The 14,373-nt window shown below is 39.5% G+C and carries 13 protein-coding genes; 3 read left to right on the top strand and 10 right to left on the bottom strand.

Annotated features, from left to right (window positions below; all coding sequences use genetic code 11):
• Positions 1–83: 83 nt before the first annotated feature.
• From J2Y03_RS20050 to J2Y03_RS20040, 3 genes are read right to left on the bottom strand one after another with little or no spacing between them, the layout of a single operon-like run.
• A complete protein-coding gene (locus tag J2Y03_RS20050) occupies positions 84–1,868 on the bottom strand; it encodes an acyl-CoA dehydrogenase family protein (RefSeq protein ID WP_310197372.1) in 1,785 nt (594 codons plus the stop codon).
• Between the two features lie 22 nt (positions 1,869–1,890).
• Positions 1,891–3,066, bottom strand: coding sequence for an acetyl-CoA C-acetyltransferase (locus J2Y03_RS20045; protein ID WP_310197369.1), 1,176 nt, complete (start codon positions 3,064–3,066; stop codon positions 1,891–1,893).
• A 36-nt stretch (positions 3,067–3,102) separates the two neighbouring features.
• Positions 3,103–5,490: a 3-hydroxyacyl-CoA dehydrogenase/enoyl-CoA hydratase family protein gene (locus tag J2Y03_RS20040; RefSeq protein WP_310197367.1), complete on the bottom strand. Its 2,388-nt coding sequence runs from the start codon at positions 5,488–5,490 to the stop codon at positions 3,103–3,105.
• 216 nt (positions 5,491–5,706) lie between these two features.
• On the opposite strand from J2Y03_RS20040, the gene J2Y03_RS20035 reads away from it, so the two are divergent.
• A complete protein-coding gene (locus J2Y03_RS20035) occupies positions 5,707–5,838 on the top strand; it encodes a YuzL family protein (RefSeq protein WP_132092579.1) in 132 nt (43 codons plus the stop codon).
• A 22-nt stretch (positions 5,839–5,860) separates the two neighbouring features.
• On the opposite strand, the gene J2Y03_RS20030 is transcribed toward J2Y03_RS20035, so the two are convergent.
• From J2Y03_RS20030 to J2Y03_RS20010, 5 genes are read right to left on the bottom strand one after another with little or no spacing between them, the layout of a single operon-like run.
• Positions 5,861–6,112 (bottom strand): DUF2573 family protein, encoded by a 252-nt coding sequence (locus J2Y03_RS20030; protein ID WP_132092582.1) that lies wholly within the window; start codon positions 6,110–6,112, stop codon positions 5,861–5,863.
• Complete coding sequence (locus J2Y03_RS20025) at positions 6,072–6,851, bottom strand: IucA/IucC family C-terminal-domain containing protein (RefSeq protein WP_310197365.1); 780 nt, start codon at positions 6,849–6,851, stop codon at positions 6,072–6,074. The genes J2Y03_RS20030 and J2Y03_RS20025 overlap by 41 nt, the downstream gene beginning before the upstream one ends.
• Entirely contained in the window at positions 6,844–7,665 is an 822-nt protein-coding gene (locus J2Y03_RS20020; protein WP_310197363.1) for an ABC transporter ATP-binding protein, read from the bottom strand. Before J2Y03_RS20020 ends, J2Y03_RS20025 begins: the two co-directional genes overlap by 8 nt.
• 14 nt (positions 7,666–7,679) lie before the next feature.
• The gene (locus J2Y03_RS20015) at positions 7,680–8,735 is read right to left on the bottom strand and encodes a FecCD family ABC transporter permease (RefSeq protein WP_310197360.1); all 1,056 of its coding nucleotides are present in this window, start codon (positions 8,733–8,735) and stop codon (positions 7,680–7,682) included.
• Positions 8,732–9,736 (bottom strand): FecCD family ABC transporter permease, encoded by a 1,005-nt coding sequence (locus tag J2Y03_RS20010; protein ID WP_132092594.1) that lies wholly within the window; start codon positions 9,734–9,736, stop codon positions 8,732–8,734. The genes J2Y03_RS20015 and J2Y03_RS20010 overlap by 4 nt, the downstream gene beginning before the upstream one ends.
• Before the next feature lie 257 nt (positions 9,737–9,993).
• Here J2Y03_RS20010 and J2Y03_RS20005 point away from each other — a divergent pair, with 257 nt between their 5' ends.
• Positions 9,994–10,953 (top strand): ABC transporter substrate-binding protein, encoded by a 960-nt coding sequence (locus J2Y03_RS20005; RefSeq protein ID WP_310197355.1) that lies wholly within the window; start codon positions 9,994–9,996, stop codon positions 10,951–10,953.
• Between the two features lie 49 nt (positions 10,954–11,002).
• Here J2Y03_RS20005 and J2Y03_RS20000 read toward each other — a convergent pair whose 3' ends face one another.
• Both J2Y03_RS20000 and J2Y03_RS19995 read right to left on the bottom strand, forming a co-directional pair.
• Complete coding sequence (locus tag J2Y03_RS20000) at positions 11,003–12,172, bottom strand: FtsW/RodA/SpoVE family cell cycle protein (protein WP_310197352.1); 1,170 nt, start codon at positions 12,170–12,172, stop codon at positions 11,003–11,005.
• Positions 12,173–12,498: 326 nt separating this feature from the next.
• Positions 12,499–13,272, bottom strand: a complete 774-nt coding sequence (locus J2Y03_RS19995) for a DUF4931 domain-containing protein (protein WP_132092603.1) — start codon at positions 13,270–13,272, stop codon at positions 12,499–12,501.
• Between the two features lie 167 nt (positions 13,273–13,439).
• Here J2Y03_RS19995 and J2Y03_RS19990 point away from each other — a divergent pair, with 167 nt between their 5' ends.
• Positions 13,440–14,222 carry an undecaprenyl-diphosphate phosphatase gene (locus J2Y03_RS19990; protein WP_132092606.1) on the top strand — a complete coding sequence of 261 codons (783 nt, stop codon included), beginning with the start codon at positions 13,440–13,442 and terminating at the stop codon, positions 14,220–14,222.
• Positions 14,223–14,373 lie beyond the last annotated feature (151 nt).

The following is a 14,373-nucleotide window of genomic DNA, read 5'->3' as shown; positions in this document are numbered from 1 at the left end:
ACTATATCTGCAAAAATCCTGCAGTATTTACAGAAAAAACTTTAGACTCCCATTCAATTTGCCGGGAGCCTAAAGTTTATGAATTAAACAATATAACGTTCTGCTTCAATTAGAACATCGGCAGCTTCACGTTTCTTCGCAATGACATTAATAGGTGTATGGCGAGTTAGTTTACGGAGTGCAGATACAAGCATTCGGAGAGTATCTCCTTGTTCAGTTGCAACCAAGGTTTCTTTGGCATGCTGTTCAATTTCATTGAAAGCTTCCTGACAGAAAATTTGTGTATAAAGGAGCTTTTGTTTATTTTTCTCAAGACCAGTCTTGGCAATTGCTTTTTCTGTCCGTAAAACGACCGATTCCATTGCATAGGCATTAGAAACGATGTCGGCAATATTTGACAAGATTTCCTGCTCTTTTTCAAGTGCCTTACCAAATTTCTGTGCAGCTAAACCAGCAGCTAACAAACCAATTTTCTTTGCATTGCTAACTAAATATTTCTCTTGTGCTAGCGGCTCATCACCTGGCTCTTCAGGCATTAACATCATAATTTCTTCTTGAAGCGCCATTGCTTTTTGAAATAATGGAAGTTCCCCTTTAAATGCCTTTTTAATATAGGTACCCGGTACTAATAGACGGTTAATTTCATTTGTACCTTCGAAAATTCGATTGATACGAGAATCACGGTACGCTCTTTCGATTGTATACTCCTGCATGAAGCCGTATCCACCGTGAATTTGGACACCCTCATCAACCACATAATCTAAAACTTCACTACAGAAGAACTTATTAACAGAGCACTCAATTGCATACTCTGCAATCGAATTAGCTACTAATTTAATATCCTTCTGCTCTTGGTTTGTAAGCTTTCCTTGATTATCTTCATAAAGTCCAATCGTACGGTAGACAGAGCTTTCTGCTGCATAGATTTTTGAGCCAATAGTACCGAACTTCTCTTTTGTTAAATTGAACTGAGAAATTGGTGTATTAAATTGCTTACGGCCATTCGCATATTTAACAGCTAATTCAAATGAATTTTTTGATCCGCCAACACCGCCAACCGCTAATTTATAGCGTCCGATGTTTAAAATATTAAATGCAATGATGTGGCCTTTGCCATATTCACCTAACAAGTTTTCAACAGGGACTGGTACATCTTCTAGAATAAGAGTTCGTGTGGAAGAGCTCTTAATTCCCATTTTCTTTTCTTCTGCCCCAGTTGAAACTCCAGGGAAATCCCTTTCTACAATGAAGGCCGTAAAGTGTTCACCATCAATTTTTGTATAAACGACAAATACATCTGCAAAACCAGCGTTGGTAATCCATTGCTTTTCGCCGTTAAGAATGTAATGTGTACCTGCTGCATTCAATTTCGCTGTTGTTCTTGCACCAAGAGCATCAGAACCTGAACCTGGCTCTGTTAAAGCATAAGCAGCTATCTTTTCACCTGAAGCAAGCGCAGGTAAATATTTCTTCTTTTGCTCTTCGTTTCCGAATAAAACGATTGGCAATGAGCCGATACCAACATGGGCACCATAGGATAATGAGAAGCCGCCAGCCTTAGACATTTTTTCAGTAACAAGCGATGAAGTTACTTTATCTAATCCTAAACCTTCATACTCTTCTGGTACATCAGCTGCTAAAAGACCTAAATCTCCCGCTTTCTTTAACAGCTTTACTGTCCGGTCAAATTCATGGTTTTCAAGATATTCCAGCTGTGGAAGAACTTCTTTTTCAATGAAGTCTTCAGCTGTTTTCGCAATCATTAATTGCTCTTCGTTAAAATCCTCAGGTGTTAAAATTCGATCATATGAAATATCATCGATTAAAAAGCTTCCGCCTTTAATGATTTTTTCAGTTTGTTGTGTCATTAACTATTCCTCCTAACATTTTTTAAAGTAATTCAAATACGCCGGCTGCGCCCATTCCGCCGCCGATACACATGGTTACGACACCAAATTGTTGATTGCGGCGCTTAAGTTCATGAATCAGGGTTAAGGTAAGTTTTGCACCTGTACAGCCTAGTGGATGGCCTAGTGCAATCGCACCGCCATTTACATTTACCTTTTCTTCATCGAGACCAAGCTCACGAATCACTTGAAGGGACTGCGACGCAAAGGCTTCATTCAATTCGAATAGATTGATATCAGATAGCTCTAATCCCGCTAACTTAACTGCTTTTGGTACTGCTACAACAGGGCCAACACCCATAATTTCCGGCGGTACTCCGCCGACTGCAAACGATCTAAATTTAGCCAATGGCTTTAGGCCCAGTGCTTCTGCTTTCTCACGGTCCATAATCATTAATGCGGCTGCTCCATCACTTGTTTGTGAGGCATTACCCGCAGTAACCGAGCCGGTCACAGAGAATGCAGGACGCAGCTTTGCAAGCGATTGTAGGTTTGTATCAGGACGAACTCCTTCATCTTGTGAAAATTGGATGGTTCTTTCGGATAGCTTATTGTCCATTCCAACGGAACGGAAGGTTACATCAACGGGCACGATTTCGTCTACGAATTTTCCCTCTTGAATTGCTTTTGCTGCCTTCTGATGACTGCGAACCGCAAATGCATCCTGATCTTCTCGAGAAATCCCATATTTTTTGGCTACTTCCTCTGCGGTATGACCCATGCCCATATAATACTCTGGTGCTGTTTCTGCTAATTTAACATTGGGACGAATGACATGCCCTGCCATTGGGATCAAACTCATGGATTCGGCTCCACCCGCAATCGCTGTATCGGTGTGACCGAGCATAATCCCTTGTGCTGCATAAGCAATTGCCTGCAGACCTGATGAACAAAATCGATTAATCGTGATGGCTGGGACCGTATGCGGCAGACCTGCTAATGCACCAATATTTCGGGCCATGTTATTTCCTTGCTCGGCTTCTGGCATGGCACAGCCAATGATTAAATCATCAATATTTCCTTCATAATTCCCCGCACGCTTTAAGGTTTCTTTTACAACCAATGCACCCAAATCATCAGGACGAACATGGGCAAGCGTACCTTTCTTCGCTTTACCAACCGGGGTCCTCGCCCCGGCCACGATTACCGCTTCTCTCATTTCGTTTCCTCGCTTTCCTCTTATTTTAGTAATCTATTAATTTCTTAATGGTTTTCCTTTTACCAGCATGTGCTGCATGCGCTGTTGCGTTTTTTGTTCTCTTATTAAACTTAAGAACGCTTCTCTTTCTAAATCCAATAAATATTGCTCATCAACTTCGGTACCATATGGAACTTTTCCACCTGCGATAACATAAGCAACTTTTTTGGCAATTTTCATATCGTGCTCTGAAATATAACCAGATAAGAGCATAGAATGGGCACCTAATAAAAGTGTAGCGTATCCTGTGTCGCCTACTACTGGTATTTTACGGCGGGCTTTTTGTACATATCCCTGCTCATGCATTGCGAGAACCGCCTGCTTTGCATCATATAATTGGTGATCCCCGTTTATACTAATGCCATCTGCTAGGCCTAAGAAATTGTTCTCACGTGCTTCTGCACCAGAAGTGGATACTTTTGCAGTGGCAATTGTTTCAAACACTTTATTGGCCACTGCTTGAAGGTCAAATGGAACACCATTTGGCATGCCTTCTAAATGTTTAATATAAAGCTCTTTATTTCCTCCACCGCCAGGCAGTAGACCGACTCCGACTTCAACTAGACCCATATAGGTTTCTACAGATGCTTGAATGTGTGCCGCAGGTAAACAAACCTCTGCACCACCGCCAAGCGTCATGGCAAATGGTGCTGCCACCACTGGTTTTGCACTGTATTTAATTTTCATCATGGCATTTTGGAACTGACGGACAACCATTTCAAGCTCATAGATATTGTCATCCTGTGCTTCCATTAACATCATTGCTAGGTTCGCACCGACACAGAAGTTTTTCCCCTGGTTACCGATCACAAGTCCTTTGTAATTTCTCTCTACTTCATCTACAGCAAAGTTAATCATCTGGATAATATCAAGACCAATCGCATTACTTTGTGAATGGAATTCCAGAAGAGCTACATCATCACCTAAATCGATTAAACTGGCTCCGCTATTTTTCTTAATAACACCCTTTTGATTTTTAATTTTTTTCAAATCAATCGCTTTGGGATTACTTTCAACTAAGTGATATTCACCGTTTTTGTAAAAGAATCGTTCGCCATTTTCCTCTAAATAAAATGATGTATGTCCTTTGGCAAGCATATCTGTTACCCATTCTGGAATTTCTAGACCATCATTTTTCATCTTTTGGACTGACTTTTCGACCCCAATGGCATCCCATGTTTCAAAAGGACCCAGTTCCCAGCCGAAGCCCCATTTCATGGCACGGTCAATGTCAACGATTGTTTCTGCAATCTCTCCTAAAAGCTTTGCTGAGTATACAAGTACCGGACTAAAGATGTTCCATAATAGTTCACCCGCACGGTCATTTGCATATACAAGCGCTTTCAATTTATTCGCCGTGCCTTTCTCCTGCTTGCTCATTTCAGTTGCTGTAGTTGATAGCTTTTTACGTGGTATATATTCTAATGTTGCTGGATCTAGTTCAAGAATTTCTTTCCCTTTTTTCAGGAAAAAGCCTTGCCCAGATTTGCTTCCCAGCCAGCCTTTCTTGAGCATCGATTTCATAAACGCTGGAACTTCAAAGACTTCTTTTTCTTTTCCTGATACTTTTTCATAAACATTTCCAGCTACATGTGCGAAGGTATCTAATCCCACCACATCCAGCGTACGGAAGGTTGCACTTGAAGGTCGGCCGACTAATGGTCCTGAAACGGAATCGACTTCCCCAACACTATAGCCGCCCTTTAACATCTCTTGAACGGTAATTAATAACCCATAGGTTCCAATGCGGTTGGCAATAAAGTTTGGTGTATCCTTTGCAAGTACAACACCTTTACCTAAAACATCCTCACCAAAGGTTTTCATGAAAGAGATGACTTCTGGGCTTGTGTATTGAGTAGGTATCACTTCAAGTAATTTTAAATATCTTGGCGGGTTAAAGAAGTGAGTGCCAAGGAAGTGCTTTCTAAAATCCTCTGACCTTCCCTCTGCCATCGCCTCTACAGAAATTCCAGATGTATTGGAGCTGATAATGCTTCCTGGTTTACGATATTGGTCCACTTTTTCAAATACCTGTTTTTTTACATTCAGATTCTCAACGACAACCTCAATGATCCAGTCGACATCCTTCAATTTGCTGAGGTCATCTTCTAAGTTTCCGGCTTCAATGAGTGCAAGATTCTTTTTTACCGCCAATGGAGCAGGTTTTTGTTTTAGTAATTTTTGGATGGATTGGGTGCTAATACGATTACGCACCTGCATATCCTCTAACGTAAGTCCTTTTGCTTTTTCATCTTCGGTTAATTCCCGAGGCACTATATCCAATAATATTGTTGGTATACCGATATTTGCTAGGTGAGCAGCAATCCCCGATCCCATTACTCCCGATCCTAAAACAGCTGCTTTTTTAATAAGTTGGTTCAACATTGTCTCCCCCTCACATACTTGAATGAATCCTCATTCATTTTTTAGTCAAAAAAAATTCAAAGATGAATGAGTTCTGCTAATTCTTACTATAGAATATTTCAAAAATTTGCGCAATAATTAAATGCGGAAAATTTTAACTTTTTTAAAAAATGGATTTTCCCTTGACCATTACATAAATAATTTGAATTGGGCATCCTATTACCGAGGTGATGAACCATGGGTAAAATGAAGAAAAACCCATCTAAAAGAGGCGTAAGCGCTGCTAGCGTACAAGGTAGTGCCGGCCCTGGCGGCGAACAGTCTGAGAAAGATAAAGTGAACAGTCAAAATAACCAGTTCAAGAGATAAAACCGGGGGCAGCCCTCCGGTTTTATTTTTTGCTTGATTGTCGATGCAGTTCATTTAGCTGTTTAATTTCATTTATAATTACTTTCATTTCTTCCTTCGCTTCTGGGTAAAGTTCATTCCAATGTTTTGCTAGGGCAGGCATTGATTTTGCAATATGGGTATATAGAGCCCATGCCTTTACCTTATCCTTCGTCTCCTCAGTTGATTCGCCGACGAGCAGGTCACTATATTTTTCAAGTAACGCTTCGAACTGCTGAGCAAATACTTTCTCCATCAAAACACACTCCATCCTGGGTAATATGTGTACACGGACATGTTTTACAGCGTTTTGATCCGAGCTGATAGGTAAAACAGCATGTTTTTCTTATTCTGACTTCATCTTCATATTTTTTCTCTGAAAAATACTTTTGAATAGGATTATTGTGGTATCTGCCAAACAGCCTGCCCTCTGCCTCCATAATTAAGAAACGAAAATCATCTTGCACATTGGGATTATCGCTATCCTTTAACTCCGTCTCATAAAGCCAAAATAGATAAACGGCGATATTTTCCCACAAGACTAGTTTTGAGACTTTAAACGTTTTTTCAAAAAGCTCGATGAGAGGATAGAGATTATAAGCAAATAGTTCACGGTAGACATTTTTACGCCATTCATTACGGTCTTCACCATTCCATTCCTCAATGGATGGATTTTTCAAAGAAATCATTGGGAGCCAGTCTTTCCCACGTACAGCTTCTTCCATTTCAATATTGTCCAGAGAAAGATTCATCTTCTTATTCCCTGTTGTCATCGCAAAAAGAGAAATAACAGCTATAAATGCATACCTTTTAATAAAAATGGAGGCTGCGGTTCTTTCAGAAGGAGAACCGATTGAATCGGCTAAATTTTTCATAAATTCCGTTACATATGCTTTATCTAGTAAATTTCCAACGTTAAATGAATTTCCTGTAGTAGGCCTGAGCCTATATTTTTGTAAAGCGCTGAGGTCATTTTCTAAAAGGATATTATCCATTTGATACAGCCGCCTTTTGTAGGATACTTCTTCCTTTACCATAAGGAATACAAAGCGGTGTTCCGAATAATGGATCCATCGTAACCTCACAATCCATCCCAAATACACTTTTAACAAGGCTGCGGTTAATCACATACTCAGGCTGTCCTTGGGCAAAAACCTTCTTTTCCTTTAGAGCTACAATATTATGTGCATAGCGACAGGCGAGATTAAGATCATGTAGAACCATCACAACAGTCCGTTTCCTTTTTTCATTAAGCTCGAAAAGGAGGTCAAGGATCTCAATCTGATGAGCCATATCTAAATAAGTTGTCGGCTCATCTAAAAGAATCATATCTGTATCCTGAGCCAAAGTCATGGCAATCCAGGCGCGCTGTCTCTGACCACCTGAAAGAGAATCAACCGACCGCTCTTTCAAATCCTCTAATCTGGTAGCCTTTAGGGCATCATTTACTTTTCTCTCATCTTCTTCTGACCATTGTTTTAACCATGATTGGTGTGGATAGCGCCCTTGTTTTACCAGCTGCAGTACGGTTAATCCTTCGGGTGCTGTTGGTGACTGCGGCAAAATCGCCATTTTCTTGGCCACTTCTTTTGTAGAAAGCTTCGCAATCGCCTCACCCTCTAAAATAACGGCACCAGACTTTGGTTTAAGGAGACGGGCTATTGAACGGAGAAGAGTCGACTTTCCGCAACCATTTGCTCCAATAAAAACAGTAATTTCGCCCTTAGGAATGCTCAAGTCTAACTTATCAATGATTAATGTCTCCCCATATGATAGTGACAACTTCTTCGTTTCAATTGCGCTCTTCATCTTCTTTCGCCCCTCTAAGTATTTCTTGTCTTAAAAAGTAAATATATAAAATAAGGTGCACCAATTCCCGCGGTAAAGACACCTGCAGGAATTTCCAGCGGTGAAAACATTGTTCTTCCAATTAAATCAGCTAACATGACGAGAATTCCGCCAATTAATGCTGAAGCAGGAAGTAATGCTCCAAATGAGGATCCAACCAGTCTTCTTGCCATATGCGGCGCCATTAATCCAACAAAACCAATCCCGCCGGCGAAGGCAACAGAGCCACCGATTAAAGCAGTACTGATCATTAATAAGAAGAATCTTTGTTTTTGAATTTTACCGCCCAGACCAGTTGCAACCTCGTCACCAAGTTCTTGAATATTAATCGTTCTTGCAGCAGCAAAGGCAATAATCAGAAATACCACCGCCCATGGCAGCAAAGTCGCTACATTACTCCAATTAGATCCATAAACAGTACCAGTAATCCAAATGTTTGCCTGACTGGCCTGATAGATGGGACCCATGATCATCATTAAGGTTGTTAGAGCTTGCATCAACGTTGATATTCCAATCCCAATTAGGACGAGTCTGATAGGTGAAACCCCATTTTTCCAAGCCAAAAAGTAAACTAAGAACGCAACAACTCCAGCACCTAAAAAGGCGGCTAAGGGCAGCCAAGTAATACTAACTGTTAAGGCATTACTTTCATCCGAGAACATTGCAAGAAATGCGACTACTGCTACACTTGCCCCTCCGGTTATACCTAGTACATCAGGTGAAGCTAGAGGATTTCTAATCATTCCCTGTAAGATTCCACCGGCAACAGCGAGTGAAATACCAACAAGCAAGGCGATAATAATTCTAGGCAGACGGAAGGATGAGATGATTAGTGTTTCCATTTCAGGTCCCCTGCCTACAAATACTTTTAAAACAGTAAGTGGATTTATTTTCATTTCTCCAATTGCTGTACTGACCACAAAAACAATAAAAGCTATGATCATAAGAACAATAAAGGTCAAGCCTGCTTTACGATCCAATAGAAAGGATACTTTTCCGTTTAACAGGCGAAAATTTTTGTATTTGCTCATCTTGCATTGAACCCCTTTCTTGCTATGTAAATGAAGAATGGAGTTCCAATGATGGCTGTCATGACCCCGACCGGCACCTCAGAAGGCATAAGTACGTATCGAGCAGAGATGTCTGCAGCTACTAATAAAATTGCCCCCAATATCCCTGACAACGGAATCACCCAGCGATGGTCAATTCCAATAATCGATCTAGTAATATGAGGGATTACGATTCCAACAAACCCGATTGGACCCGCAACAGATACTGCACCTCCTGCGAGCAGAATGACAATCACCCCGACAGAAATTTTGACCAATCCTGTTTTTAAGCCTAATCCTTTTGCTACATCTTCCCCCATGGAAAGGATATTCATTTTTCCCGCTATCACGACAGATGCTATCCATCCGATTCCCAAGTAAGGCAGCACAGTTAGGAGTGTTTCTAACTTTCGACCTGAAACCGATCCAGCCAGCCAAAACAACACTTGCTCAAGTGCAGCTTCATCGACAACCAGTAATCCTTGTGTGAACGACGAAAACATGGCAGCAATTGCGGCACCTGCTAATGTCAGTTTCATCGGTGTTAAACCTTCCCGACCAACAGATCCAATGGCATAAACACTTATTGCTGCGATAGCAGCACCTAGAAAGGCGAGTCCACTAAATGCCTGCAAACTTGAAACTGAAAAAAGAGTCACAGCCGCCACTACTACAAAACCTGCACCTGCATTAATACCAAAAATCCCTGGGGATGCCAGCGGGTTTTTGGTTAATGTTTGCATTAACGTTCCAGCTATCGCTAGGCTTGCACCAACTGCAGCCGCAATGAGTGCTCTTGGAAGCCGGACAGTTTGAATAATAATATGTTCGTTTGAGCCATTATAATTAGAAAAGGCATCAATGGCCGTCCGTAACGTTGTTTCAGTGTAACCAAAAACGACGCTGGCACACATGAAGAACAATAATAAGAGTACGGAGGTTAGTAAACCAATCCATCGCAATGCACTATTTTTTAAAAGCATTTTGGGTAAACCTTTCTCAACAAATTAATATTATAAATATATTTAACTACTTTAAGTGTATATTCAATTGATAATGATTGTCAATGAGGTTGATAACCATTTTCAATTATATGTGCGTGCGTTTACAAAATTTCCGTTGATTTTGAAAATCATTTTCAATTAAAGCGTTGACAGTATACTATCTTCCATTTTATTATTAAGTTGTCATTGAAAATGATTATCATTCACAATTAAGAAAAAGGAGGATACATACTCATATGAAAAAATTATTTTCATTCTTTTCAATCCTTGCACTTTTATTTCTAGCTGCATGCGGTGGTGCCGAGGAGAAAACAACTGAGAAGCCAGAAACAGAAAAACCGAAGGAAGAAACAAGTTATACGATTGAACACGCAATGGGATCAACAACGATTAAAGGTACCCCTGAAAGAGTAGTCATTTTAACGAACGAAGGAACTGAAGCACTTTTAGCTATGGGTGTTACTCCTGTTGGAGCAGTTAAATCTTTTACCGGTGACCCTTGGTATGACCATATTGCCAGTCAATTAAAAGACACTCAAGTAGTTGGTGTAGAAAGTGAAGTCAATGTAGAAGCTATTGCTGCATTAAAACCAGACTTAATCATTGGCAATAAAATGCGCCAGGAAAAAATTTACGACCAGCTAAACTCGATTGCGCCGACGGTTTTTGCTGAAACACTTCGCGGAGACTGGAAAACAAACTTTACGTTATATTCCCAGGCTCTTAATAAAGAAGAAGAAGGAAAACAAATTCTAGCAGATTATGACGCTCGTATTGCTGACTTAAAAGAAAAGTTTGGCGACAAATTGAACATGAAGGTTTCAATGGTTCGGTTCATGGCGGGTGAAGTTCGGATTTATCATAAAGATACATTCTCTGGAGTTATCTTAAATGACCTTGGATTTGCTCGTCCAGAAAGCCAGAACGTGGATGATTTTGCTGAAAGAAACGTAACGAAAGAAAGAATTCCTGCCATGGAAGGCGACATCCTCTTTTATTTCACTTACGAAACAGGTGATGGAAAAGGGTCTGAACTAGAAAAAGAATGGATTGCTGATCCTCTTTTCAAAAATCTTGAGGTAGCGAAAAAAGGCAATGTACACAAGGTTGACGATGTCATCTGGAATACTGCCGGCGGTGTTTTAGCTGCAAACCTAATGCTTGATGATATGGAAGAAATCTTTTCAAAACAATAATCTTATGAACGAGAGCGCAAGGCTTATGCCCTGCGCTCTTCTTTGAATACTATGCGGTTGTGGAAAACATGTATTTTTTATAGTGATACCGAATCGAAAAAATCAAACCAATCCCCAACATATTCCCCATCAATGAACTGCCTCCATAGCTGATGAACGGCAATGGAATACCTGTAATCGGGAGCACCCCTATCGTCATTCCGATATTCTGGAAAACATGAAAGGTAATCATACTAATAATACCGACACATATATACGTATAGAAATTATTCTTCGTTTCCATACCAACCTTGGTAATATGGTAAATCAATAAGAAAAACAAACTCACAAGGACGCTTGCACCAATAAAACCAAACTCTTCACCAACGACACTAAAGATAAAATCAGTATGACTTTCTGGCAGATATACTTCCCTATTTCCATAGCCTTTACCGCCAGTTTGTCCTGATCCAATCGCTAATAGAGAGCGTGTTAACTGATATCCGGCCGAACTTTGGAAATTGTAAGGGTCAAGCCAAGAGTAGATTCGGCTAAATTGATACTGCTTCACACCTAAATATTTTTCAAGAAGCTCTGGTTTTACGAGCACAAAATAAAAAATTACCGAAATAAGTGCAGTACCAAATGAAAAAATCGGTATCAATAATTTCCACGATATACCTGAAATAAAGATCATTCCTAATAGAATAGCCAAAAAGACAAGCGAAGTCCCTAAGTCCTGCTTAATAATAAGCATTAAGGGAACCATCGTAATCATTCCGAGCTTTAATAACAGCCAAAAATCAGAGGAAATAGTTTTGACCAGATTTTTTTGATGATGATCGTCAATGACTTTTGCTAACGTTAAAATAATAAAGATTTTGACAAACTCAGATGGCTGGAGTTGTCCTAGGCCAGGAACTCTAAACCAGTTTTTTGCTCCATTTTTCACTGGTGCTATGCTTTCAGGTGCAAAAATTAAAAATATCAGTAAAAATATCCCTACCCCATAAGCATACCAAGATAATTTCTTTAGTTGGTCGGAATCAAACCTAATTACGATAGCAATGATTCCACATCCAATCCCATAAACGATAATTTGCTTTAATAAAAAGTTACCAACATATTGACCGCTTGCTTGTGCACTGTAAATTGATACACAACTAGCAAGAAATAATAAAAGTAAGATAAAAACAAGACTATAATCAAGTTTTGAATTTGTATTTTTAGATGATGTCATTCTTCACACTCCTTTATGTAAAGCTCTTTTCTAAAACTTTAATGCTTTTTGTAACAAAAATTAATGATTGTGCTGTGTTTTCGCAGAAAACAGCATAAATTTAATAAGAAAAGAGCTTGCAAACTAAATTCAAAGGCACAAAATATCTAATTCCACGTTAAAATCGGCTTTAAGGTTTTAACAACAATCGTTACGAAAGCAGCCTTAAGCAAAGTCTCAAAAAGGAACTTGTACATTATTTCATTATATTTTTTAAATGCCCAAAGCACAACTTCTAAACGAGGAATGGGTTAATTTACATATGAAAAAATAGAAGCCCCATGATGTTAGGCGCTTCCATTTGCAAAATATCTACTTTTAATATCATCCGCCATCCAATCTAAATTATTGGGTACTTGGGGAATTCCGTATCCAATATAAAGCGGAGTTGTCACGAAGCGCGGAACAATTTTTACATATATTCTACTATTATAATGATGAAAAAAGAGATTGTAGCTGCTTGCTTTGAAAGGAAAGTTATTTAGAATATAATGAACCGTTTTTTGAAGGGTGACTCCGAAGGTTTCATTATAGCTAGAATCATCCATATCAATATTAAATTCATAAAAGCCTACCTTCGGTTTAGTCGATAAGGTAAGTCGGACTCCATCTTTTTCTTCTATTGTAATACCCTGAAATACTTCATCAGTTATATTTTCCTTATAGTTAATATCATTCAACCCGATAATCTGCATATGAGGATGAGCGATGGTCCCCCCGGATAATGGACCATGATTTTTGAAAAAAATCACCGATTCAAACTTTCTCGTTTTATCTAAATCAAGCCAATTCCTTATGGCAAACTGCAGTAGTCTATGTAGATGTGGAAGCTCATAGGTAGATAATTCACCATGGCAATCATCGGTTTCAATTAAAACAGTTTGATAGGCATTTTCTAAAACAGGATATTTATTTTTCAAAAGTATGATGGGTCCATCCACTTCAATGAGATCTATCAGCTCTTCTCGTGCACAAAAAGGGCATGCCTGCTGCTTATTTCTTATACTTTCTGGCTTTTTCACTCCGATGGATGTATTGAAATGTAGATGGCTATTTTTCAAAGTGTGCAGCTCCTCTCCAAAGTACTTAATTCTATTTTATGGGAGATTCCATTTCTTTTGCACTATTTTTGCCTTGGTAATATTTATTATTTTTTTGGTTATTTGCCAAAGATCGCGCATATCTTTACTATGTACAGGCTCTTATGGTGCAGAAAGCGAGGTTGAATATGTTAAGTAAATTAGAAGCACTCATATTAGGAATTATTCAAGGATTAACGGAATTTTTGCCAATTAGCAGTACAGGACATTTATATTTAGGCCGGAACTTATTTGGATTACAAGAAGCAGGGTTATTGCTTGATACGATGCTTCATATTGGAACCTTGCTGGCTGTTTTTGTTTTCTATAAGGACGAGTTTGTTAAAATCATTAAAAATCCATTCAGCAAGCTTACCTTCCTATTAATTGTCGGAACGATTCCGGCTGTAGTGATTGGCCTTCTTTTCAAGGATTACTTTGAGGAAATATCGAAAACAGGAACTACGATTGGATGGGAGTTTTTAGTTACCGGTTTGTTCCTTTGGATTGCTGATTCTGCAAAAAATGGCTATAAAAAGATGGATGATATTAGTTATACTGATGCTCTGATTATCGGCTCTTTTCAAGCTGCTGCCATTTTTCCTGCCATTTCACGCTCAGGGTTCACGATTGTGGCTGCCTTATGGAGAAAGTTAGACCGGGAAACAGCAGCCTATTTCTCGTTTCTCTTATCTACACCAGCGATAGCCGGTGCAGTCGTACTTCAATCCTTAGATTTAGTTGGTGGTGCAGGTGAACAAATCTCCTTATCCGCCCTGCTCGTTGGCATTGCCTCCTCTGCCCTTTTCGGTTATTTCGCTGTGAAGTGGATGATTGGATTTTTAAAGAAACGGTCATTAAAACCCTTTGCTATTTATGTATGGGTGCTGGGCTTTGCGGTGTTATTTTTTCAGTTTACGGGGAAATTCTAATGTGCAATTCTCCAAGTCATTCGAGGATTTGTCTTCAAGACCCTTGATTGAGGACAAATCTTCTTGCCACACCTGGTGATTCGTCTTCAAGACCCTTGATTGAGGACTAATCTTCTTGCCACACCTGGTGATTTGTCCTCAAGACCCTTGA

This window comes from Neobacillus niacini (assembly GCF_031457145.1).
In the GTDB taxonomy this organism is placed as follows: domain Bacteria; phylum Bacillota; class Bacilli; order Bacillales; family Cytobacillaceae; genus Neobacillus; species Neobacillus niacini_J.
The sequence above is the reverse complement of the archived record's forward strand: the minus strand, read 5'-3'. Positions and strand labels throughout refer to the sequence as shown.

What these genes read in the sequence shown, in the direction of transcription:
- J2Y03_RS20000 (WP_310197352.1), bottom strand. Translation starts at nt 12,172, where the DNA reads ATGACATCATCTAAAAATACAAATTCAAAACTTGATTATAGTCTTGTT.
- J2Y03_RS20015 (WP_310197360.1), bottom strand. Translation starts at nt 8,735, where the DNA reads ATGAGCAAATACAAAAATTTTCGCCTGTTAAACGGAAAAGTATCCTTT.
- J2Y03_RS20045 (WP_310197369.1), bottom strand. Translation starts at nt 3,066, where the DNA reads ATGAGAGAAGCGGTAATCGTGGCCGGGGCGAGGACCCCGGTTGGTAAA.
- J2Y03_RS20025 (WP_310197365.1), bottom strand. Translation starts at nt 6,851, where the DNA reads ATGGATAATATCCTTTTAGAAAATGACCTCAGCGCTTTACAAAAATAT.
- J2Y03_RS20035 (WP_132092579.1), top strand. Translation starts at nt 5,707, where the DNA reads ATGGGTAAAATGAAGAAAAACCCATCTAAAAGAGGCGTAAGCGCTGCT.
- J2Y03_RS20010 (WP_132092594.1), bottom strand. Translation starts at nt 9,736, where the DNA reads ATGCTTTTAAAAAATAGTGCATTGCGATGGATTGGTTTACTAACCTCC.
- J2Y03_RS20030 (WP_132092582.1), bottom strand. Translation starts at nt 6,112, where the DNA reads ATGGAGAAAGTATTTGCTCAGCAGTTCGAAGCGTTACTTGAAAAATAT.
- J2Y03_RS20050 (WP_310197372.1), bottom strand. Translation starts at nt 1,868, where the DNA reads ATGACACAACAAACTGAAAAAATCATTAAAGGCGGAAGCTTTTTAATC.
- J2Y03_RS20020 (WP_310197363.1), bottom strand. Translation starts at nt 7,665, where the DNA reads ATGAAGAGCGCAATTGAAACGAAGAAGTTGTCACTATCATATGGGGAG.
- J2Y03_RS20040 (WP_310197367.1), bottom strand. Translation starts at nt 5,490, where the DNA reads ATGTTGAACCAACTTATTAAAAAAGCAGCTGTTTTAGGATCGGGAGTA.
- J2Y03_RS20005 (WP_310197355.1), top strand. Translation starts at nt 9,994, where the DNA reads ATGAAAAAATTATTTTCATTCTTTTCAATCCTTGCACTTTTATTTCTA.
- J2Y03_RS19990 (WP_132092606.1), top strand. Translation starts at nt 13,440, where the DNA reads ATGTTAAGTAAATTAGAAGCACTCATATTAGGAATTATTCAAGGATTA.